General features: G+C 34.4%; 19 protein-coding genes and 1 CRISPR repeat array. Of the genes, 11 read left to right on the top strand and 8 right to left on the bottom strand.

Annotated features, from left to right (window positions below; all coding sequences use genetic code 11):
- Positions 1-6 precede the first annotated feature (6 nt).
- Both CHSO_RS15635 and CHSO_RS15630 read right to left on the bottom strand, forming a co-directional pair.
- Entirely contained in the window at positions 7-639 is a 633-nt protein-coding gene (locus CHSO_RS15635) for an HAD family hydrolase (RefSeq protein WP_045497882.1), read from the bottom strand.
- A 185-nt stretch (positions 640-824) separates the two neighbouring features.
- The gene (locus CHSO_RS15630) at positions 825-2,948 is read right to left on the bottom strand and encodes a Tex family protein (RefSeq protein WP_045497879.1); all 2,124 of its coding nucleotides are present in this window, start codon (positions 2,946-2,948) and stop codon (positions 825-827) included.
- 221 nt (positions 2,949-3,169) lie between these two features.
- Between CHSO_RS15630 and cas9 the strand changes: the two genes are divergently transcribed.
- Genes cas9 through cas2 form a run of 3 tightly spaced genes read left to right on the top strand, consistent with a single transcriptional unit; the run spans position 3,170 to position 8,631 of the window.
- A complete protein-coding gene (cas9, locus tag CHSO_RS15625; RefSeq protein WP_045502672.1) occupies positions 3,170-7,390 on the top strand; it encodes a type II CRISPR RNA-guided endonuclease Cas9 in 4,221 nt (1,406 codons plus the stop codon).
- 12 nt (positions 7,391-7,402) lie between these two features.
- Positions 7,403-8,296 (top strand): type II CRISPR-associated endonuclease Cas1, encoded by an 894-nt coding sequence (cas1, locus tag CHSO_RS15620; protein ID WP_045497876.1) that lies wholly within the window; start codon positions 7,403-7,405, stop codon positions 8,294-8,296.
- A complete protein-coding gene (cas2, locus tag CHSO_RS15615) occupies positions 8,293-8,631 on the top strand; it encodes a CRISPR-associated endonuclease Cas2 (RefSeq protein WP_045497873.1) in 339 nt (112 codons plus the stop codon). The genes cas1 and cas2 overlap by 4 nt, the downstream gene beginning before the upstream one ends.
- Positions 8,632-8,688: 57 nt before the next feature.
- A CRISPR array of direct repeats spans positions 8,689-11,584; the repeat unit is 47 nt; unit sequence GCTGTGACTAATCACGAAGATAATAATTTTTGAAAGCAATTCACAAC.
- Positions 11,585-11,705: 121 nt separating this feature from the next.
- Here the strand turns inward: cas2 and CHSO_RS26645 are convergent.
- Positions 11,706-11,864, bottom strand: coding sequence for a bacteriocin-like protein (locus CHSO_RS26645; RefSeq protein ID WP_410493359.1), 159 nt, complete (start codon positions 11,862-11,864; stop codon positions 11,706-11,708).
- A 294-nt stretch (positions 11,865-12,158) separates the two neighbouring features.
- On the opposite strand from CHSO_RS26645, the gene CHSO_RS15610 reads away from it, so the two are divergent.
- Complete coding sequence (locus CHSO_RS15610; RefSeq protein ID WP_045497872.1) at positions 12,159-12,833, top strand: YceI family protein; 675 nt, start codon at positions 12,159-12,161, stop codon at positions 12,831-12,833.
- Between the two features lie 119 nt (positions 12,834-12,952).
- Here the strand turns inward: CHSO_RS15610 and CHSO_RS15605 are convergent, their stop codons facing one another.
- The gene (locus CHSO_RS15605) at positions 12,953-13,309 is read right to left on the bottom strand and encodes a hypothetical protein (RefSeq protein ID WP_045497871.1); all 357 of its coding nucleotides are present in this window, start codon (positions 13,307-13,309) and stop codon (positions 12,953-12,955) included.
- A 141-nt stretch (positions 13,310-13,450) separates the two neighbouring features.
- Here CHSO_RS15605 and CHSO_RS15600 point away from each other — a divergent pair, with 141 nt between their 5' ends.
- The 7 genes from CHSO_RS15600 (at position 13,451) to CHSO_RS15570 (ending at position 21,243) form a co-directional block, all read left to right on the top strand.
- A complete protein-coding gene (locus tag CHSO_RS15600) occupies positions 13,451-13,702 on the top strand; it encodes a DUF1294 domain-containing protein (protein WP_045497869.1) in 252 nt (83 codons plus the stop codon).
- A gap of 85 nt (positions 13,703-13,787) precedes the next feature.
- Positions 13,788-13,994 carry a hypothetical protein gene (locus tag CHSO_RS15595; protein WP_144428937.1) on the top strand — a complete coding sequence of 69 codons (207 nt, stop codon included), beginning with the start codon at positions 13,788-13,790 and terminating at the stop codon, positions 13,992-13,994.
- Positions 13,995-14,128: 134 nt separating this feature from the next.
- On the top strand, positions 14,129-15,934 hold the full coding sequence (gene typA / locus CHSO_RS15590; protein ID WP_045497863.1) for a translational GTPase TypA: 1,806 nt from the start codon (positions 14,129-14,131) through the stop codon (positions 15,932-15,934).
- Positions 15,935-16,076: 142 nt separating this feature from the next.
- Positions 16,077-17,690, top strand: coding sequence for a glycoside hydrolase family 10 protein (locus CHSO_RS15585; RefSeq protein ID WP_045497852.1), 1,614 nt, complete (start codon positions 16,077-16,079; stop codon positions 17,688-17,690).
- A 540-nt stretch (positions 17,691-18,230) separates the two neighbouring features.
- A complete protein-coding gene (locus CHSO_RS15580; RefSeq protein ID WP_045497849.1) occupies positions 18,231-18,782 on the top strand; it encodes a ferritin in 552 nt (183 codons plus the stop codon).
- Positions 18,783-18,980: 198 nt separating this feature from the next.
- Positions 18,981-20,072, top strand: coding sequence for a redox-regulated ATPase YchF (ychF, locus tag CHSO_RS15575; RefSeq protein WP_045497847.1), 1,092 nt, complete (start codon positions 18,981-18,983; stop codon positions 20,070-20,072).
- An 85-nt stretch (positions 20,073-20,157) separates the two neighbouring features.
- Entirely contained in the window at positions 20,158-21,243 is a 1,086-nt protein-coding gene (locus tag CHSO_RS15570) for a hypothetical protein (protein ID WP_045497844.1), read from the top strand.
- Between the two features lie 79 nt (positions 21,244-21,322).
- Here the strand turns inward: CHSO_RS15570 and CHSO_RS25655 are convergent, their stop codons facing one another.
- The 4 genes from CHSO_RS25655 to CHSO_RS15565 all read right to left on the bottom strand — a co-directional run bounded on the left by CHSO_RS25655 (position 21,323) and on the right by CHSO_RS15565 (position 22,153).
- A complete protein-coding gene (locus CHSO_RS25655) occupies positions 21,323-21,493 on the bottom strand; it encodes a bacteriocin (RefSeq protein WP_144428936.1) in 171 nt (56 codons plus the stop codon).
- Positions 21,494-21,584: 91 nt separating this feature from the next.
- Positions 21,585-21,746 carry a bacteriocin gene (locus CHSO_RS25650; protein ID WP_144428935.1) on the bottom strand — a complete coding sequence of 54 codons (162 nt, stop codon included), beginning with the start codon at positions 21,744-21,746 and terminating at the stop codon, positions 21,585-21,587.
- A 31-nt stretch (positions 21,747-21,777) separates the two neighbouring features.
- Positions 21,778-21,930: a bacteriocin gene (locus CHSO_RS25645; RefSeq protein ID WP_144428934.1), complete on the bottom strand. Its 153-nt coding sequence runs from the start codon at positions 21,928-21,930 to the stop codon at positions 21,778-21,780.
- Positions 21,931-21,946: 16 nt separating this feature from the next.
- Positions 21,947-22,153: a bacteriocin gene (locus CHSO_RS15565; protein ID WP_045497842.1), complete on the bottom strand. Its 207-nt coding sequence runs from the start codon at positions 22,151-22,153 to the stop codon at positions 21,947-21,949.
- Between the last annotated feature and the right edge of the window lie 133 nt (positions 22,154-22,286).

The following is a 22,286-nucleotide window of genomic DNA, read 5'->3' as shown; positions in this document are numbered from 1 at the left end:
TTTTATTTAAATATGCTTTTTTAAATCAGAGAATACTGAAATCTGGGCTTCATGCTGATGAGCCAGTTTTCCAAAGCCGTATTCACAGAAAATAAACGGTAAACTGTTGGAAGCGGCAGAATCATAATCTGTCTGTGTGTCCCCAACGTATACAGAATTGTCGATAGATAGACCATTTCTTTCCATAAGGAGCTGTATATTTTCTACTTTAGGTTTTTGAGTTCGCCCATGAGATTCAAAATCTGCAAAGAGAGTCTCCAATTGATAATGTGCTAAAAAAGATTCAATATATCCCTCCTGACAATTGCTTACAATGAAAAGATTGTGGGTGTTGGAAAGGTTTTTCAACGTTTCTTCAACACCAGGGTAAAGAATACCGCCTTGTATTCCCAATACCTCATTTTCCCGGGCTACAACCTCTGAAAGAAGTTCCTGAATCTGTTGGTTCGAAATACCGGGAAGCATATCCTTTAGAATATCATGGGCTAGTAAACCCATATATTGATTCATATCATCAGGCTTCAGTTCCTGTTGTATCAATTGACGCTTATTTAAAACATCATTCCATATTTTGATGATGGTTGCTCTGGAATCCCATAAGGTTCCATCCAGATCGAAAATTAAATTCTTATATTTCAAAGTGTTTCTTGTTTAATTGATGAATAATGATTTTTTAAAATTTTATCAAGCAATTATTTAACCATTAAGGTAAGTTTAGATGTTAAGTTCTATTAAGAAAGAAAACAAGGGTTTTTATTAGCAAAATACCTTAAAGCGAAGCTCGGCTTAATACTTTCAAAACCTCTTAATGGAAAAAAATATCCTTATAAAATCATGCTCAATTGCACTCTTTTTCTTGCCTCATCCACTTCCGTTACCTTTACTCTCACATGCTGATGCAGTTTCACCACTTCATTCACATCCGATACAAATCCATCCTTCAGCTGGGAAATGTGAACCAGTCCGCTTTCTTTAATTCCAAGATCAACAAAACAACCGAAAGCTGTTATATTGTTAACGATTCCCGGAAGAATCATGCCTGTTTTTAAATCTTTAATACTTTTTACACTAGGATCGAATTCAAATACCTTAGCTGCTTTTCTTGGATCCAGCCCTGGTTTTTCAAGCTCCTTTACAATATCTTTGATTCCAAGAATTCCGATGTCTCCGGTAATATAATTTTCAGGCTTTATCAGCGCAATCTTTTCTTTGTTGGCTATCAGTTCATTGGTTTTAATACCCAGATCTTTAGCCATTTTTTCTACAATCCCATATGCTTCAGGATGAACAGCAGAGTTATCCAGCGGATTTTTTGAATTGGCAATTCTTACAAATGCTGCTGCCTGCTGAAAAGCTTTTTCTCCAAGTCTTGGAACCTTTTTAAGTTGTTTTCTGTCTTCAAAAGCTCCGTTTTCGGCTCGGTAATTCACAATATTTTCAGCCATTTTCTCTCCAATTCCGGAAACGTAGCTTAGTAATGATTTACTAGCTGTATTTAAATTGATTCCTACAGAGTTTACACACTTCATCACCGTAGAATCCAGTTCATTTTTTAATTGAGTCTGGTCCACATCATGCTGATATTGTCCAACACCAATAGATTTAGGATCAATTTTTACCAGTTCAGCCAACGGATCAGAAAGTCTCCTTCCAATAGAAACTGCACCGCGAACTGTTACATCGTAGGTTGGGAATTCATCTCTTGCAATTTTGCTGGCAGAATACACAGAGGCCCCGGCTTCGGAAACCACAAAAACCTGTAAAGGCTTATCAAAAGCAATTTTCTTGATGAAAAATTCAGTTTCACGGCTTGCCGTTCCGTTTCCGATGGAAATCGCTTCAATATGGTAAGCGTTCACCATAGAACGGATCTTTTTCATCGCCATACCGGATTCATTCTGTGGAGCGTGAGGGTAGAGGGTTTCATTATGAAGAAGATCTCCCTTTTCATCCAGACAAACTACTTTACAGCCACTTCTGTAACCCGGATCGATAGCCAGAATTCTTTTCTCTCCCAATGGCGGAGCTAAAAGGAGTTGACTTAAATTCTCAGAGAAAATTTCAATCGCTTTTTTATCTGCTTTTTCTTTAGCTTCCTGAAGGGCTTCGTTAGAAATAGCAGGTTCCAAAAGTCTTTTATAGCTGTCTTTGATCGCTAAAGCAATCTGTTCAGAACTTTCATTATTAGATTTAATGATGGCTTTTTCAATAAAATCGATGGCCTCTTCCTTATCAATTCCCACATTGGTTTTCACAAAACCTTCTGCTTCTGCTCTCAGCATAGCCAAAAGTCTGTGAGAAGGGGTTCTGCTGAGGTTTTCTTCCCATTCGAAATATTGCGAGAACTTCTGAGCATCTTCTTCCTCTTTTTTAGCCTTCACCACTTTAGAAGTAACAACAGCCTTACGTTGGAACAAACGACGCAGATTCTTGCGGACATACATATTTTCATTGATCCATTCTGCCATGATATCTCTGGCTCCCTGCAGTGCATCTTCCTCAGAAGGAACCTCATTATTCAGATATTTTGAAGCTAAAAACTGAACATCATCGTTCCTTTGGCTCATAATGATCTTGGCTAAAGGCTCCAGTCCTTTTTCCTTAGCAGCATCTGCTTTGGTCTTTTTACGTTTCTTAAAAGGCAGGTATAAATCCTCCAGCTCCTGAAGATCAAAGCTTTCTTCAATTCTTTGTTTCAGTTCAGAAGTCAAAGCCCCCTGTTCTTCTATGGACTTTAAAATAGATTCCTTTCTCTTTACAATCTCTTCAAACTGCTTACTGATCTTGGCAATTTGTTCAATTTGGATTTCATCCAGATTTCCGGTTTTATCTTTCCTGTAACGGGAAATAAAAGGAATGGTGCAGTCTTCTGCTAATAATTGTAAAGTATTGTTGATGCTCTTTTCAGAAATATCGAGCTGCTTCTGTATAAATTCTACGGTCGTCATTGTTCTGTTTTCGGAAAGCTAAAATAGGGTTTTAAAACGAAAAAAGGCGAGTTGCCCCGCCTTGAATGTTTTCACAACGGAATAATCCTTATTGTGAATTGCTTTCAAAATTATTGATACAAATATAAGAGAAAAATTCTTTGGATGGTTTACGGAAAACCATAATTTCGATAAATTTTTTCTTCCTATTTTTATTTACTTTAAAAAAACTGATACTTATGATTAGAAATATACTTGGACTGGATTTAGGGGTTTCATCAATTGGCTGGGCTTATGTTCAGGAAGATTCTAAAAATTCTGAAAACAATAGAATTATCAAATTAGGTGTTCGTGTAAATCCATTAACTGTTGATGAACAGTTGAATTTTGAAAAGGGAAAACCAATTACCACCAATGCGGGAAGAACTTTAGCCAGAAGTGCAAGAAGAAACCTTCAAAGGTTTAAGTTAAGAAGATCCAATCTTATGGATGTTTTAAAGAAAAATAATATTCTCAAAGAAACAGACCTGCTTGCGGAAGTTGGAAAAAACTCAACCTTTCAAACTCAGGAATTAAGGGCAAAGTCAGCAAAAGAAAAAATAGAACTTTCAGAGTTTGCCAGAGTTTTACTTTTAATCAATAAAAAAAGAGGGTATAAAAGCAGCCGTAAAGCTAAAAATGATGAGGATGGACAGATTGTAGACGGAATGGCTGTTGCCAAAAAATTGTTTGAAGAGAATTTAACACCCGGAGAATATTCATATCAACTTTTACAACAGGGCAAAAAACAACTGCCTGATTTTTACCGTTCAGATTTACAGGCAGAATTTGATAAGATTTGGGATTTTCAGAAACAATTTAATCCTGAAATTTTCACCAATGAACTTTATGAAAAACTTCAAGGTAAGAATAGAAATGCAACCTGGAAAGAATTAGAATTTCCATTTTCTCTTGTAGGCATCAAGCAAACCGGAACGATGCAGGAGAAGAAAGTTGAAAAATACTTTTGGAGAAGCGAAGCGGTGAAAAAACAATTGGATTTTGAAAGTCTGGCTGTTGTATTTCAGGAGATCAATAGCAACCTGAATAATTCGAGCGGTTATTTGGGAGCAATCAGTGATCGAAGTAAGGAGCTTTATTTTTATAATCAAACGGTTGGAGAATATTTATTTCAGCAGTTGAAAACGAATCCGCATACAAAGCTTAAAAATCAGGTTTTCTACAGACAGGATTATTTAGATGAATTTGAGAAAATATGGGAAACTCAATCGAAATATCATAAAGAATTAACGAAGGAATTAAAGGAAGAAATTCGGGATATTACTATTTTCTATCAAAGGAAGCTAAAATCACAGAAAGGTTTAATCAGTATCTGTGAGTTTGAAAACAGAGAAATTGAGATTACAGAAAATGGAAAAACAAAAAAGAAGACCGTCGGGCTAAAAGTGGCTCCGAAATCTTCGCCCTTGTTTCAGGAATTTAAGATCTGGCAGGTTCTGAATAATTTACAGTTTCAAAATATAGAAACAAAAGAAGTCTTCCCAATAGATTTAGATTTTAAACAATCCATTTTTGATGAGGTAAATATTAAAGGAAAGCTTTCTGCGAAAGATGTTTTAGATCTTGTTGGATATTCAGGAAAAGAATGGAAAACTAATTTCAAAGAGATTGAAGGAAATTATACCAATGAAAATTTATATACTGCTTTTCTAAAGATTATTGCCAGTAAAGAAATAGAATTCCCGAAAGAATTTAAAATAACCATTGATGACGAAATTAAAGTTTCTAAAATAAATGCTTCTGCGGAAATTATAAAATTATTTGTTAGAGAAAAGTTTTCAGAATTGGGAATTGATACTTCTATTCTGGATTTTAATCCGGAGTTGGAAGGGAGTGATTTTGAAAAACAAGCTTCTTATCAACTATGGCATTTACTATATTCTTATGAAGGTGATGATTCTTCTTCAGGAAATGAAAAATTGTATGAATTGTTGGAGAATAAATTTGGATTCAAAAAGGAGAATTCCAAGATATTAGCTGAAATTGGTTTTTCTCAGGATTATGGAAGCTTGAGTTCTAAGGCGATGCGAAAGATTTATCCTTACATTAAAGAGCATAAATACAGCGTAGCTTGTAGTTATGCAGGTTACAATCATTCTAAAAATTCATTGACCAAAGAGCAATTAGAGAACCGAATTTTGAAAGAACGTTTGGATATTCTTCCAAAAAATTCTTTACGAAATCCTGTAGTTGAAAAGATTTTGAATCAAATGATCAATCTTGTAAACTGCTTAATTGATGAGTATAGTGAGAAAGATAAAGATGGACAGATTGTTAAATATTTCAAATTTGATGAAATCAGAATAGAGCTTGCAAGAGAACTCAAACTTAATGCGGAAGAACGTGCTACAATGACTTCTGAAATTAACAAAGCCACCATACAGCATCAGAAATATGCAGAGGTTTTACAACGGGAGTTTGGCCTTAAAGCTCCATCCAGGAATGATATCATTCGCTATAAATTATACTTAGAATTGGCAAATAACGGCTTTAAAGATTTATACACAGATGCGAAAATTGAAAGAGAAAATTTATTTACCGATAAATACGACATCGACCACATCATACCCCAATCCCGATTTTTTGATGACAGTTTTTCCAATAAAGTTCTAGTTCCAAGAAATGCTAATCTAAAAAAAGGAAATTTTACGGCTTTCGATTATCTTGAGATTGAAGGAAAGGAAAAATTAGAGAAATTCCTCAATATCATAAAGGACCTGTATGACAAAGGAGCAATTACAAAAGCAAAATATGAAAAACTTCAGAAAAAAGACTTTGAGATAGGAGACGGTTTTATTGAAAGAGATTTGCGAAACACACAATATATTGCGAAAAAATCGAAAGAAATCCTTTTTGGAATCACTAATTCTGTAGTTACAACTTCAGGAAGAATAACGGATAAGCTTCGTGAGGATTGGAATCTTATAAACACAATGAAGGAGCTTAATTTAGAAAAATACAGAAAATTAGGTCTTACAGAAACGGTTATCAATTCAAAAGGAGAGGAGAAGCAGAGAATTATAGACTGGACAAAAAGAAACGACCACCGTCACCATGCAATGGATGCTTTAACAGTTGCTTTTACCACCCATAATCATATTCAGTATTTGAACTACTTAAACGCTAGAAAAGATGAAAAGCATAAAGAACATCAAAATATTTTTGCTATTGAAAATTTAATTACTGAGATCATTGATAAGAAAAACGGTTCAAAGGAAAGACGATTTAAAGAGCCTGTTAAAAATCTTAGAGCAGAGGCCAGAAAACATTTGGACGAAATATTAATTTCTCATAAGGTTAAAAATAAAGTAGTTACCAAAAATATCAATAAAATTAAGAAAAAGGGAAGTGTAATTGCAAAAACAGAACTTACTCCGAGGGGACAACTGCATAAAGAAACGATTTATGGAAGTTCAAAATTTCTTAAAACAAAAGAAGAAAAGATATCAGGAAAATTCGATGTAGAAACTATTCAGAAAGTTCAGAATGAAAGATACAGAAATGCTCTATTGAAAAGGTTACAGGAGTTTGGCGGAGATTCCAAAAAAGCATTTACAGGGAAAAATGTCATTTCTAAAAATCCAATATTTCTTAATAATGAAAAAACGGAACAATTACCTGAAACAGTAACTTTAGCTTGGTATGAAATGGGTTATACCATCAGAAAAGCTGTTAATCCAGATAATTTTAAAGATTTCAAGAATATTGAAAAGACTATTGATAAAGGAATTCGTGACATTCTAACTAAAAGGTTGAAAGAATTTAACGGAAATTCTAAAGAAGCCTTTTCTGATTTGGACAAGAATCCGATCTGGCTCAATAAATCTAAAGGTATTTCAATAAAAGCCGTTACCATTACAGGAATTAATAATGCTGAAGCTCTACATTATAAGAAAGACCATTTGGGGAAAGATTTTTTAGATGAAAACGGTAAAAGAATAGCCGTTGATTTTGTGAGTACAGGAAATAATCATCACGTTGCAATTTATGAAGATGAAAATGGCAATCTACAGGAGAAAGTGGTGAGCTTTTATGAAGCCGTAGAAAGAGTAAATCAAAATTTACCTATAATTGATAAGGAATATAATTCTGAATCAGGCTGGAAGTTTTTATTTACGATGAAACAGAATGAAATGTTTTTATTTCCATCAGAAGATTTCAATCCAAAAGAAATGGATTTATTTGATGAAAAGAATGTAAACTTAATTTCTAAGAATTTGTTTAGAGTGCAGAAATTTACAATTAAAGACTATTTTTTTAGGCATCATTTAGAAACAAATGTTGAAGATAGCTCTCCATTAAAAGGAATTACCTGGAAAAGAGAAGGCTTAAATGGGATTGAAAACATTTTGAAAGTGAGATTGAATCATCTTGGGAAAATAGTTCAAATCGGAGAATATTAAATATTTTGGATTATGATCACTCGTTCCATCTACATCGGCAATCCGGCTTATCTTAAACTCAAAGATGAGCAAATGTATATTTTAGAACCTTCCACTAAAGAAATGAAAGGCAAAGTTCCGGTGGAAGATTTGGGATTGCTGATGTTGGACCATTTCCAGATTACTATTTCTCATCAATTAATTCAGAAAATGATGGGAAATAATGTGGTTGTGGTGAGTTGCGACGGTCATCATTTACCTCACGGAATTATGCTTCCGTTGTATGGGCATACTGAACATTCCGACCGGATTAAAGATCAATTAGAAGCCAGCGAACCCCTCAAAAAGCAACTTTGGAAACAAACCGTCGAATGTAAAATTGAAAACCAAAAAGAAGTTTTAAAGCGGTTAGGGAATTATTATGAGCCGATGATTGATTATCAGAATAATGTGAAAAGTGGTGATGTCACCAATATGGAAGGCATTGCAGCACAGCATTACTGGAAGTATCTCATTAGTTTGGATTTTCTGAGACAGCGTTTTGGAGATTCGCCCAATCAGTTTTTCAATTTTGGGTATTCGGTTCTCAGAAGCATTGTCGCAAGAGCAATTGTTGAGACCGGATTACTTCCCGTTCTCGGAATTTTTCATAAGAATAAATACAACCCTTACTGTCTGGCTGATGACCTGATGGAACCTTATCGCCCTTTTGTCGATTTATTAGTAATGCAATGGCTTGGAATCAATTCAGAGACTGAAGAACTAACGAAAGAATTTAAAGCTTTCATTTTACAGATTGTGACCAAAGATGTAAAAATAGACGATAAGACCAGACCCTTATTGGTTGCAGTAAAAACAACTGCCACCTCATTGTATAAATGTTATACAGGAGAAAAACGTCTGATCTCTTATCCTGAACTGATATGAATGCCGAAAGGTTTAATGCTTACCGGATTATGTGGGTTTTAGTATTATATGATTTACCGACAGAGACGAAAGCCAATATGAAAGATGCCAATCGCTTTCGTAAATCTTTGCTTGATGATGGTTTTACATTATTTCAGTTTTCAATGTATGTAAGGCATTGCCCAAGCCGGGAAAATGCTGAGGTTCATATTAAAAGAGTGAAGTTGATGCTTCCAAAAGCAGGGAAAGTTGCTATTATGTGCATCACCGACAAGCAGTTTGGAGATATTGAAATATTCTTTGCCAGAAATAAAGAAGAGCCGCCTCCAACCTTTCAACAGCTTGAATTATTCTAATTTTTAAATCCTAAAAACAAAAACAATCTACTGAAAATCAGTAGATTGTTTTTTGAGGCTGTGACTAATCACGAAGATAATAATTTTTGAAAGCAATTCACAACGTTATCACCGACGGTAGTATCTATTACATGGCTGTGACTAATCACGAAGATAATAATTTTTGAAAGCAATTCACAACTGTCCCGCCTAGGAGGTAAGCACAGGCTTAGCTGTGACTAATCACGAAGATAATAATTTTTGAAAGCAATTCACAACTCTTTTGGGGTTGTACATTCCCCCATAGGAGCTGTGACTAATCACGAAGATAATAATTTTTGAAAGCAATTCACAACTCTTTTGGGGTTGTACATTCCCCCATAGGAGCTGTGACTAATCACGAAGATAATAATTTTTGAAAGCAATTCACAACTAACGGAATGTTGACAATTATCAAAAACACGCTGTGACTAATCACGAAGATAATAATTTTTGAAAGCAATTCACAACAAATGGGTATACATCATATAATCCAATTGGGCTGTGACTAATCACGAAGATAATAATTTTTGAAAGCAATTCACAACTGCAAAATTCTAATAATGCAAACTGTTAAAGCTGTGACTAATCACGAAGATAATAATTTTTGAAAGCAATTCACAACCAGCCACAATAAGCACATTTTCCATTGTACGCTGTGACTAATCACGAAGATAATAATTTTTGAAAGCAATTCACAACAAATTTGGAAGTGTATCTTTATCATTGAATGCTGTGACTAATCACGAAGATAATAATTTTTGAAAGCAATTCACAACGCTTGCTCATACTTTAACTTGCTAACTTCAGCTGTGACTAATCACGAAGATAATAATTTTTGAAAGCAATTCACAACCTTTGAAACGGATATAACGATCAGTGTTGAGCTGTGACTAATCACGAAGATAATAATTTTTGAAAGCAATTCACAACGCATATGGAAGCAAATAAAATTTATCCTCTGCTGTGACTAATCACGAAGATAATAATTTTTGAAAGCAATTCACAACTAATTGTTATACTCTCCAATCTCCTAACTCGCTGTGACTAATCACGAAGATAATAATTTTTGAAAGCAATTCACAACACTTCAAAGCTATGCATTTCCTTTGTTTTTGCTGTGACTAATCACGAAGATAATAATTTTTGAAAGCAATTCACAACAAAAAAATCGTGATCTGATATTTTTAAAGGCTGTGACTAATCACGAAGATAATAATTTTTGAAAGCAATTCACAACACGATGCCGATAAAAAATTTCAATTCAACCGCTGTGACTAATCACGAAGATAATAATTTTTGAAAGCAATTCACAACTATATCTAATTTTATCATATTCTTCAAAAAGCTGTGACTAATCACGAAGATAATAATTTTTGAAAGCAATTCACAACACTTGTCACCATTATATCAATGCAGTTATTGCTGTGACTAATCACGAAGATAATAATTTTTGAAAGCAATTCACAACGCAATTTAATCGTAGCCCTATTTGTTAATTGCTGTGACTAATCACGAAGATAATAATTTTTGAAAGCAATTCACAACAGGCTCGTTTTCAACTTCCGGTCCATATTCGCTGTGACTAATCACGAAGATAATAATTTTTGAAAGCAATTCACAACAGGATCTGATTGACACTTAAGCATCCAGAAGCTGTGACTAATCACGAAGATAATAATTTTTGAAAGCAATTCACAACACTTTTGCAGCGGTTTTCTTTCCTGGTATCGCTGTGACTAATCACGAAGATAATAATTTTTGAAAGCAATTCACAACCCAAAGTCAATATTTTTTCCATTCTTAGTGGCTGTGACTAATCACGAAGATAATAATTTTTGAAAGCAATTCACAACTAATGGGATGATGGGCTATGCTCAGGTTGTGCTGTGACTAATCACGAAGATAATAATTTTTGAAAGCAATTCACAACAGTTTCGGTGTAACCAATATTTTGAAAGTTGCTGTGACTAATCACGAAGATAATAATTTTTGAAAGCAATTCACAACAAAGGTTTTCTGCATAATTTTCTCCTGATTGCTGTGACTAATCACGAAGATAATAATTTTTGAAAGCAATTCACAACAATAATCTTTGTGAGTCTTTAATTTCTCCTGCTGTGACTAATCACGAAGATAATAATTTTTGAAAGCAATTCACAACTTGCAAGAACGCAGGGATGTGATGCTTTTTGCTGTGACTAATCACGAAGATAATAATTTTTGAAAGCAATTCACAACCTGTAACAAATGGAGGTAATATGTAATGTCGCTGTGACTAATCACGAAGATAATAATTTTTGAAAGCAATTCACAACTATTAGTTAAATCAGTAAATTTTATAACAGGCTGTGACTAATCACGAAGATAATAATTTTTGAAAGCAATTCACAACAGCACGAATTTATTGAAAGATGTCAACAAGGCTGTGACTAATCACGAAGATAATAATTTTTGAAAGCAATTCACAACTAAATAAATTTGCTCCAGCATCTCCCTCATGCTGTGACTAATCACGAAGATAATAATTTTTGAAAGCAATTCACAACCGAAAGTCCCTGATATAATATCCTGAGTAAGCTGTGACTAATCACGAAGATAATAATTTTTGAAAGCAATTCACAACTGGCGGACCACTTTCTTGTCGACCTTGCCAGCTGTGACTAATCACGAAGATAATAATTTTTGAAAGCAATTCACAACTTATTAATGAAAAACAATTTCAATTGTCTTGCTGTGACTAATCACGAAGATAATAATTTTTGAAAGCAATTCACAACGAGAAATATAAAGTTTGGGTAAGTAATTTGGCTGTGACTAATCACGAAGATAATAATTTTTGAAAGCAATTCACAACCTTGTCTTTAAAAATGAAACTAAAAAATTCTGCTGTGACTAATCACGAAGATAATAATTTTTGAAAGCAATTCACAACACAAAGTATTGATGAATTTTATCTCCCAAAGCTGTGACTCATCACGAAGATAATAATTAAAAATACCTCCCAACAAAAATATAAAGCAAGAAAAAATCCCTCTCATTAAGGGACCCGTTTTTTATGTATAAGGAACACATTCACAAGAGCAATATTCTCCTAATGACGGATCACATATGCCAATATCATAACAGATATACTTATATCCGGGTTTGCAATAACCAGCACCTCCTTTCACTTGTTTTAACTGATCTCTCGAAATTTTCTTTAAATTTTTCATAGTATAGTTTTAAATTGTTAAGTAATAAATATATAAATTATTCTCTATTTTTGGATTTAAAATAAAAAATTACATAAATTTCGTGAAAGATAGATGTAAATTTATGATAGAAGCGATGTTGGGTAAAATATAATAAGGAAATAAATTGTTTCAGTTCCCGTTTATTTATACGATGGTATAATCCCTAACGTTGGTAGGAAAAATTACATTTCTTGATGTATGGTAAGGGAAGACCCATAAGGTTTTTCTATTTTTGTATCCGAAAACAATAAACTTTTTAAACAGTTCAATAATATGAAAAAAATTAGCGTAATTGCATTAGTAGCAGTAGGATTGATGGCAGCATCATGTACCAATAAAGAAAAAACAGACACATCAGTAGCTACTGAGCAGGCAGTTGCTGAAAGTAAAGGTGAAGTATTGGCAGTAGATGCTACAACTTCTGTAGTAAACTGGAAAGCTTTCCACAAAGGAGGTTTTGCTCCACGTTGGGGAACTCTTAATGTAAAGTCAGGAGATTTAAGTATTGAAGGTGGACAAGTGGTAGCTGGAAACTTCAATATCGATATGACTTCTATTAAAGTTGATCCTGCATCAGTAACTGAAAAAGATAAAAAACCAGCAGATCTTGAAGCTCACCTTAAAAACCCTGACTTCTTTGATGTAGAGAAAAACCCGACTTCAGATTTCAAAATTACAAGTGTAGCAGACCTAAAAGAAGCACCAAAAGATGCTGTAGCAGGAGCAAACAAAACAGTAAGCGGAAACCTTACATTAATGGGGAAAACCATGAATGTGACTTTCCCTGCTAAAGTAGATGTAGCAGATAACACTGCGGCTATTCAGGCTAAATTCACAGTAAACAGAACAGACTGGGGAATCAAATTCGGAACTTCTGAAGCAGATCCTGCAGAATGGATGATTAGCAAAGACATCGAAATTGCTATTGATGTAAAAGCAAAAAAATAAGGTAATAAACTTTCTATAAATCAAGAGCTGTCTTCATCAAGGCAGCTCTTTGTTTATTCAATGGATGATTGTTAAGATTACCTACCTTCTGGTCTTATTCTTATTATTGCTTATTGCAATCAATTAAAAATCCATGAATTCTGAATGCGTACACAATATTCACTTCCCAAATACAGAGGGTTACCATGTTTTTCAGACCAGAATCCGTCTAATATATCTTGGCTCAGACAACGGTATACGGCAACACCTTTATAAATTTTGTGGTCATCACCTTCATAGTTAAAGTTAAGCACTAAGATACGGTCTTTATAAAATCCTGTACCGTTCTGTATATGATCGCCAATGATCCACTGGGCAATAATGCGGGCATTTTCATCAACTGATAAAACTAATGTACCTTGATAAGAAGCCTGGTCAGATTCTTCCTGATTACTTCCCTTTATAGAATAGGTTCCTGCCAAATCATGTACTGTCATCGATTCATTTATTATGGATGGCAAATTTAAAAAATCTTATTCTGATAAATATTATAAATATCTTGTAAAGCGTAAGACATTCATTATGGATCTTTCTCATCTATAAATTAAACTTTATTTTTGCAGCAAATTAATTTTAAAATGATTCCTTTTCTACTCATTGCCAACCTTATTACCTTCGGAGTTTTCGGATTTGATAAACTACAGGCTAAAAGACATCAATGGCGAATTTCCGAGAATGTTCTTTTAGGCCTTTCATTATTAGGTATTATAGGAGCAGCTTCGGGAATGATCATCTTTAATCATAAAGTCTCTAAAAAATCTTTCCTGGTTAAATTTTTCATCATCGTTTTAATTGATGTTGTATTGTTATATCGATTGATAAGGCATTGATTTAGAATATTTAATTTTTTATAAAATATTTTTGAATCCGGTTTTTTCTTATATTTATCATTCAACAATCAAAAACAATATAACTATGAAAAATCTAAAAAAAATGGGAAGAAGCGAAATGAAAATGCTTACAGGTGGAATTGCAAAAGGAATGGTAAGATGTAAGGATCCGGATACTTGTGCAGTGAGATGGGGATGGCCTACCGGGTTCTCCAGTAATTGCAATGATATGGACATTATATGTGGAAGCGCACCTGCCGTAGATCCATGTGAAACGTCTTTATGTATATAGCAGCTCAAGAGTGTTTTAGAACACTCTTTTTTTATGCCTCTGTAAACGTGTATTTTAAACAGAATATTAATTATTTATTTAATAGAATTGTTTTTCATTAAAAATCACTATTTTTGCACTCGTAAAAATCCTATATGCAAAACATTAGAAATATTGCGATTATCGCACACGTTGACCACGGGAAGACGACTTTGGTTGACAAAATCATCCACGCAACCAATATTTTCAGAGAAAATCAGGAGAGTGGAGAATTAATTATGGATAACAATGACCTTGAAAGAGAAAGAGGGATTACCATCTTATCCAAGAATATTTCTGTTACTTATAAAGACACTAAAATTAACGTAATTGATACTCCTGGTCACGCGGATTTCGGTGGAGAAGTAGAGAGAGTATTAAAAATGGCTGACGGAGTTATCCTGTTAGTGGATGCGTTCGAAGGACCAATGCCACAAACAAGATTCGTACTTCAGAAAGCTTTAGAATTAGGATTGAGACCATTAGTGGTTATCAATAAAGTAGATAAACCAAACTGTCGTCCGGACGAAGTTCACGATCAGGTATTTGATTTATTCTTCAACCTTGAAGCAACTGAGGAGCAATTAGACTTCCCAACATTCTATGGTTCTTCTAAGCAAGGTTGGTTCAACACTTCATTAGAGCAAACTGAAGATATCTTACCATTATTAGATGGTATTTTACAATATGTTCCTGAGCCTAAAGTAACTGAAGGAAATCTTCAGATGCAGATTACTTCTCTTGATTTCTCTTCATTCTTAGGAAGAATTGCAATCGGAAAAGTAACAAGAGGGGAGATCAAAGAATCTCAATGGATTGGTCTTGCACAGGCAGATGGTAAAGTTTTGAAAGGTAAAGTTAAAGAACTTTATGTTTTCGAAGGATTAGGAAAGAAAAAAGTAACTGAAGTACAAGCAGGAGATATCTGTGCTGTAGTAGGTTTCGATGCATTCCAGATCGGTGATTCTTTCGTAGATCTTGAGAACCCTGAGCCATTGGAAAGAACAGCTATTGATGAGCCTACATTGAACATGACGTTCTCTATCAACAATTCACCTTTCTTCGGTAAAGACGGTAAATATGTTACTTCTAACCACCTGAAAGAAAGATTAACAAAAGAATTAGAGAAAAACTTAGCATTAAGAGTTCAACAGACTGATGATGCAAACACTTTCTTAGTATTCGGTAGAGGTATTCTTCACTTATCCGTTTTAATTGAAACTATGAGAAGAGAAGGGTATGAAATGACAATCGGGCAGCCACAGGTTATCCTAAGAGAAATTGACGGAGTAAGCTGTGAGCCTTACGAATCTTTAGTAGTTGATGTTCCTGAAGAGTATGCATCAAGAGTTATCGACTTAGCAACTCAGAGAAAAGGTGACCTTCACATTATGGAAACTAAAGGTGAAATGCAGCACATGGAATTCGAAATTCCTTCAAGAGGTTTGATCGGATTACGTTCTCAAATGTTGACAGCTACTGCAGGTGAAGCTATTATGGCACACCGTTTCACAGAATACAAGCCTTTCAAAGGAGCTATTCCTGGAAGAAATAATGGAGTATTGATTAGCAAAACTACAGGTCCTGCTACAGAATATTCTATTGCTAAATTACAGGATAGAGGTAAGTTCTTTGTTGATCCGGGTGAAGAAATCTACACAGGGATGATTATTGGAGAACAAAACAAACCTGGAGACTTGGTAGTAAATATCGTAGAAGCAAAGCAGTTGAACAACATGAGAGCTTCTGGTAAAGATAAAGATACCGGTGTTGCTCCGAAAATCTTATTCTCTCTTGAAGAATGTATGGAATACATCCAGGCTGATGAAGCTATTGAGGTAACTCCAAACTTCATCAGAATGAGAAAGAAAATCCTTTCAGAAGAAGAAAGAAAAAGAGTTGAAAGATCAGCGAAAGCTTAATAAATCCTGATTTACAAATCAATATCATATAGAAAAGCCTCGAATTTTTCGAGGCTTTTTTTCTAAATAATCGGAAAAATTGTTTATTTTTTCAAAAGAATATCCGAAATATTAAAATATAATTTAAAGTAGTTTTACGGCTATGAAAATGAGTAAACTAAAACTTATCGTTTTATTGGGAGTTCTTGCGTCTTACAGCACCTCATGTTCTACTCAGAACAATGTTACGAAGACTCCTCCTGCTAAAAATACAACAAAACCTAATACCGGCAATACTACAACCCAGCCAAAACCTCCTGTGGCAGTAAAGCCTACAACAGGAACTTCAACGGAAGAAACGTTCAGAACCACTCTTCCTGAAATCAAAAGAGAGTTTCGTGGCGCATGGATTGCCAGCGTTGCCAATATCAACTGGCCGTCAAAAAACAACCTTACTGTAGAGCAGCAGAAAGCTGAAGCCATCAGTATGCTGGATATGCTGAAAGATAATAACTTCAATGCCGCTATTTTTCAGATAAGACCTTCTGCAGATGCTTTATATACAAGTAATATTGAACCTTGGTCTTACTTCTTGACCGGAGAAACAGGGACGGCTCCTTATCCAAGCTATGATCCATTGTTATTCTGGATCGAAGAAGCTCACAAAAGAGGATTGGAATTACATGTTTGGTTAAATCCTTATCGTGCTCATCATACGAACGGTGGTACGGTGAATAGGATGTCTATGGCCAACAGAATGTCTGACCTTGTAGTGAGATTAAAAAACGGGATGTATTGGTTTGATCCGGCTAACCCGAAAACACAGGATCATGTATCCAACGTAGTAAAGGATATTGTGAAAAGATATGATATTGATGCTATTCATTTTGATGATTATTTCTATCCATACGCTACTTACAACAAAGGAGCAGATTTCCCGGATTATACAACATGGAGCGCTTATCAAAAAAGTGGAGGAACCTTATCAAGAGAAGACTGGAGAAGAGATAACGTCAATAAATTTGTAGAGCGAATCTATAAAGAGATTCATGCAGAAAAAAATAATGTAAGATTTGGAATCAGCCCATTTGGAATCTGGAAACCGGGATATCCGGCAGGGATTGTAGGATCTTCACAATTTGATGAGCTATATGCAGATGCTAAATTATGGTTAAATAAAGGTTGGGTAGACTATTTTTCCCCACAGTTGTATTGGCCCATCGATTCAAAAGGGCAGAGCTTCGAAGCCTTGTTAAACTGGTGGCAGTCAGAAAATACAATGAAACGTCACTTATGGCCAGGTTTGAATACGGTTGAGATTAAAACTTATGATCGTCCAACAGAAATCAAGAACCAAATTGAGATTTCCAGACAAATATTAAAGAATGATGCAGGTGAAATTCACTGGAGCATTGCGGGATTAACTAAAAATCCGGGAATGCTTCCGACGCTGAAAAATGGTCCATACAGCGAAAAAGCATTAGTCCCTAAATCACCTTGGATTAAAACAGTTCCATTGCAGGCACCAACATTATTTATTAATGATAATGGGAGTTTTGCACAGACAAGATGGAGTGCAAAAAATGCATCAGAAGTTTTCCAGTGGGTGCTTTTTACTCAGTATGACGGAGTATGGCAAACAGAAATCTTACCATTAGATACACTTTTCAAAGATATTCCTAAATTCAAAAATGGTAAAAAACTGAATGGAGTAGCCATTAAAGCGATCGACAGACTAGGAAACGAAAGTGATTATATGGCTAAAAAAATCAAATAAACAAAAACTGAGGATGGTATTATAAAGCCATTAAAGTTTTAATAAATATAAAAGGGTTTAACGTAAAGTTGAACCCTTTTATATTAAATTATTAGTGTTCTTGAAATGGATTATATCGCATTGAGCCTAACACTAAATCTATCCACACTTTGTCATTTAGTAAGAATCTAAACACACTCTGATGCATATCTAACACCATTAATAAAATCAAGAGTTTCATAGCTCTTTTCTCTTTTTAAAGGAAATCTAATGATAGGATGAATGGAGTTATTATAACCAAAAGTAGCTTCCAACCTTCTTCTTCCTTCGTCCAGCCTTTAATTCCGGTTTCCTTAATCCGGACTCATGTTAAATAAATAAAGGGCTAACATTTTTCCCAAATCAGCCTATCATTTTATTTTAGAATAACTATAAATTATTAATTTAAAATAAAGAAAATCAATGTAATATGATTGAAATTTATCCTTTTTTAAGAAAAATAAAAACTTTCGCGGAATCATTTTTGCATGAATAACCTCATAATCACCAAAATATAACATTATGAATACTAACAGACTTTCCGCAAATGTGGAAAAAGCACTTAGTGATCAGATGAATAAGGAGATTCATGCATCACACGTTTTTCTATCGTATGGAATTTGGGCCGATGACAAAGGTTATCAGGGTATAGCCAATTTTCTTTATCGACACGCTCAGGAAGAAAGAAACCATTCGATCAAATTCATGGAATACATTTTAAACAGAGGTGGAAAACCTAAAGTAGATGCTATTCCGAAGCCTCCGGCTGATCCTAAAACATTGACAGCTTGTTTTGAAGGTGTTTTCAAACATGAAGTAGACAACACAACCGCTATTTACAAAATCGTAGATCTTTCCATGGCGGAAAAAGACTGGGCCACATGGAATTTTATGCAGTGGTTTGTACAGGAACAGATTGAAGAAGAAACATTAGCTCAGAACCTGATTGATAAATTAAAAATTGCAGGCGGTGATAGAGCTACAGACGAGTCTTTATTTACTTTAGATAAAACTTTACAGGAAGCACCGAACGATGTACCATTGGCTCAGAACGCCACAGGAAATAATCCGTAAAAATTATCGGTAAAGTAAAAACTGTTTGAAAATCTGTCAGAATGCTGGCAGATTTTTTTATTATGAAACTCCCTTAAAATTCACTATCTTTGCACGCTGAAAGTTCAGTAATCAATACTAAGGCCAGAAATGATAAAAACTTCAAACCTTACCCATTGAACTTTCAAACCCTAAACCTTAAACTTTGAATTTTACAATATGAAATGTGGAATTGTAGGCCTACCGAATGTAGGTAAATCAACACTTTTTAACTGTCTGAGCAACGCAAAAGCTCAATCAGCGAACTATCCTTTCTGTACTATTGAACCGAACCTGGGAACAGTTTCAGTACCGGATCAGAGATTATTTGAACTGGAGAAAATCGTAAAGCCTGAGAGAGTTTTACCAGCTGTAGTTGAGATCGTTGATATTGCAGGTCTTGTAAAAGGTGCCAGCAAAGGAGAAGGATTGGGGAACCAGTTCCTTGCAAATATCCGTGAGTGTGAAGCAATCATCCACGTTTTAAGATGTTTTGATAACGGAAATATCATTCACGTAGAAGGTTCAGTAGATCCGTTAAGAGATAAAGAAATTATTGATATCGAACTTCAATTGAAAGACCTTGAAACAGTAGGAAAAGCAGTTGAAAAAGCTAAAAAATTCATCAAATCCGGTAAGAAAGAAGATCTTCTTACTTATGAAACGCTTCAGAACTTACAAAAGTTCCTTGAAGATGGAAAAAATGCAAGAGAATTTGCAATGGATGACTTTGCAAAATCAGTTATTGGTGAAGTTCAGCTTCTAACGAACAAACCGGTACTTTACGTTTGTAACGTAGATGAAAACTCTATTAAAAACGGAAACGACTGGATTGGAAAGATTGAAGAAATGGCTAAAAATGAAGGCGCTGAAGTTGTAGTTTTAGCTGCTCAGATTGAAGCAGACATCAATGAACTTGAAACTTTCGAAGAAAGAGAAATTTTCCTTGAAGAACTGGGACTTACAGAACCGGGAGTAAACCGTTTGATTAGAAAAGCTTATGATCTTTTAAAACTTCAGACGTATTTCACTGCGGGAGTTAAAGAAGTAAGAGCCTGGACTATCGGACAAGGATGGACGGCTCCTCAGGCAGCTGGAGTAATCCACACAGACTTTGAAAAAGGATTCATTCGTGCAGAAGTAATCAAGTATAATGATTATATGACGTACGGTTCAGAAGTAAAAGTAAAAGAAGCCGGAAAACTTTCTGTAGAAGGTAAAGAATATATTGTACAGGATGGTGACATCATGCACTTTAGATTCAACGTATAAGAAAAATATTAAAGTTAGTTTTATAAAAAAACGCTTCCATAATTGTTTGGGAGCGTTTTTTGCATTCAGTAGACAAACTTAAACCATGAGAATTTTATACTGTACGATTTTTATCTCTCTTTTTTCATGTTCAAAGTCTGTTGAAGACCATTGTTTTATCAATCCTAAAGATAAAATCAATAATGAGTATAAAGAAGAAAAGCCTTATTCTGTAGAACAGATTCTTAAACATCAACCAGATTATCTTGAAATTGTAAATCTTACTAAATACAGGAATTTTAAAAAAGACAGTATAGAATCCAATCAATTTTTAATGAGTGATGAAGAATTGGAGAAGAAATGGAAAGCTCATGAAGAAGAATTTAAAATATTCAAAGAAAAATTTCAGGATGAGTTTGGGTTTTCCGGCCGACAGGAAGTAGGAAATACAACATATGCTTTAGGTCGTAATAATTTAGGGTATTGGTTATTGAAAATTCAGGATAATAAGCCTTCTGCTTATTTTTTAGGGCTAAGCTTTAGTCATTATTATATCAATAAAATTCAGGAGCAGCCAATGATCAAAGATGGATTTCTTCAGCTGGAGGGCAGTCTTGTAAAGTTTGTCGAGGTCGGTGGCTTGCCAGTCTATCATGATTATTCTGCGATAGAGGATGGTAAGTTATTTAAAATTAACTTGAAGGATTTGTTTAAAGATTCGGACAAGGATGGGTATAATGATATTTTCGAAAAAAGTTTTGGATTGAATGAAAATAGTAGGGATACGGATGGTGATGGAATTGAAGATTTTAATGATCTGAACCCTATGTTCCGATCTGAGAATAATAAATTTGCTCAGTTATACGAAATGCTGTTACCTCAATATTCCGGAATTGAAAATTTCAAGACTTTACATTATTCATTTGAGGTTTTCATAAGTGACTGTGATTATTTCCATCAGATTAATCCTTCCCTCAGAGTCTTGTTTTTACCTGAAAATAAAGAGAAACAAACCTACTATACAAGAGTGACTGATGTGATAGACCATGGTGTATCGAAGTTGAAGCAAGAAAGCAAAAAACCAGATAAATATTATATAGATACTTGGGGAAGTAGTTCCTCAACTGAATATTCCGCAGAATTTAAAGACGGTAAATGGATTATGGAAGTTATTATGTCTACTGTAGTTTAATAACTGTTTAAAGAAAATAAAAAGCACTTTCAAAACAATGAAAGTGCTCAAATTATAAAAAAAAACATGAGGTTCATGCTTAATCCAATGGCGGATGAATGATGATTTGACATCTTCTTTCAAAGCATTTTGCGCCAATAGTGGTGCAGAAACCTGTTGCAGGATCAATACATTGCAGTAGTCCGCCAGTGATTGATCGTAATTCTTTTTTGTTCAGCTTTTTGCCGTTGTTTAGGTTTTGATTTTCCATAATTTCTCTATTTAAAAAATGGACGTATTATTGTTATTCAAACGGAGCATGGGTATAGATAAACAGCCCCTTTCATTGCCTGTTTTTGTGCTTATGGTTCTAGCACAGGTCTGCACTGTAGTTCAGCGCATCCCAGCCCAAAAATTCTGCATTGGCCAGTCATAGGATCTATACACTGTCGTAATCCTCCGGTAATGCTTTTTAATTCTTTTTTATTGAGCTTTTTGCCGTTGTTCAAGTTTTGATTTTTCATGATTTCTTTATTTTAAAATAAACTGGTATTGTTAATCCAATCGAGGTTCAGGAGCATACCAGCATGCTCTTTCAGCACATCCTGTTCCTGTTATTTTGCATCGGCCTTTTTCGTCTATGCAAGAGAATGATCCGCCAGTAATGGTTTTCAATTCTTTCTTATTCAGTTTTTTTCCTTTATTCATTGCATTAGTTTTAGGATTACTCTATAGTGATGGGTGCTGGTCTGCATTCTTTTTGTCCGCATACAGGAGAAATAATGGTACAGCCGTTGGGATATGGAGATTCACATGGTTCATAAGGAGTTGGGCAAAGCACAGGCTCCATACAGTTTAATAATCCACCAGTAATGGTTTTCAGTTCTTTTTTGTTCAGTCTTTTACCAGACTGTAAAAAATGATTTTTCATTTGTTTGATTTTTAGCGAGTTAGTTAATTAATGACTAATGTAGTGAAAATATTCATTCATATATCACTTATTATAGAAAAAAAATGAAATAAACATTTTTGTTTTATTAAAAATCAACTTTGTATATTTGAAT

The organism is Chryseobacterium sp. StRB126 (genome assembly GCF_000829375.1).
Taxonomy (GTDB): domain Bacteria; phylum Bacteroidota; class Bacteroidia; order Flavobacteriales; family Weeksellaceae; genus Chryseobacterium.
Note: the sequence above shows the minus strand (reverse complement) of the source record. Positions and strands in the feature narration are given on the sequence as shown.

Bases quoted from the DNA above. Each gene is read 5' to 3' on its own strand.
- CHSO_RS15630 (WP_045497879.1), bottom strand. From the start codon at position 2,948: ATGACGACCGTAGAATTTATACAGAAGCAGCTCGATATTTCTGAAAAG.
- cas1 (WP_045497876.1), top strand. From the start codon at position 7,403: ATGATCACTCGTTCCATCTACATCGGCAATCCGGCTTATCTTAAACTC.
- cas2 (WP_045497873.1), top strand. From the start codon at position 8,293: ATGAATGCCGAAAGGTTTAATGCTTACCGGATTATGTGGGTTTTAGTA.
- CHSO_RS26645 (WP_410493359.1), bottom strand. From the start codon at position 11,864: ATGAAAAATTTAAAGAAAATTTCGAGAGATCAGTTAAAACAAGTGAAA.
- CHSO_RS15610 (WP_045497872.1), top strand. From the start codon at position 12,159: ATGAAAAAAATTAGCGTAATTGCATTAGTAGCAGTAGGATTGATGGCA.
- CHSO_RS15605 (WP_045497871.1), bottom strand. From the start codon at position 13,309: ATGACAGTACATGATTTGGCAGGAACCTATTCTATAAAGGGAAGTAAT.
- CHSO_RS15600 (WP_045497869.1), top strand. From the start codon at position 13,451: ATGATTCCTTTTCTACTCATTGCCAACCTTATTACCTTCGGAGTTTTC.
- CHSO_RS15595 (WP_144428937.1), top strand. From the start codon at position 13,788: ATGAAAAATCTAAAAAAAATGGGAAGAAGCGAAATGAAAATGCTTACA.
- typA (WP_045497863.1), top strand. From the start codon at position 14,129: ATGCAAAACATTAGAAATATTGCGATTATCGCACACGTTGACCACGGG.
- CHSO_RS15585 (WP_045497852.1), top strand. From the start codon at position 16,077: ATGAAAATGAGTAAACTAAAACTTATCGTTTTATTGGGAGTTCTTGCG.
- CHSO_RS15580 (WP_045497849.1), top strand. From the start codon at position 18,231: ATGAATACTAACAGACTTTCCGCAAATGTGGAAAAAGCACTTAGTGAT.
- ychF (WP_045497847.1), top strand. From the start codon at position 18,981: ATGAAATGTGGAATTGTAGGCCTACCGAATGTAGGTAAATCAACACTT.
- CHSO_RS15570 (WP_045497844.1), top strand. From the start codon at position 20,158: ATGAGAATTTTATACTGTACGATTTTTATCTCTCTTTTTTCATGTTCA.
- CHSO_RS25655 (WP_144428936.1), bottom strand. From the start codon at position 21,493: ATGGAAAATCAAAACCTAAACAACGGCAAAAAGCTGAACAAAAAAGAA.
- CHSO_RS25650 (WP_144428935.1), bottom strand. From the start codon at position 21,746: ATGAAAAATCAAAACTTGAACAACGGCAAAAAGCTCAATAAAAAAGAA.
- CHSO_RS25645 (WP_144428934.1), bottom strand. From the start codon at position 21,930: ATGAATAAAGGAAAAAAACTGAATAAGAAAGAATTGAAAACCATTACT.
- CHSO_RS15565 (WP_045497842.1), bottom strand. From the start codon at position 22,153: ATGAAAAATCATTTTTTACAGTCTGGTAAAAGACTGAACAAAAAAGAA.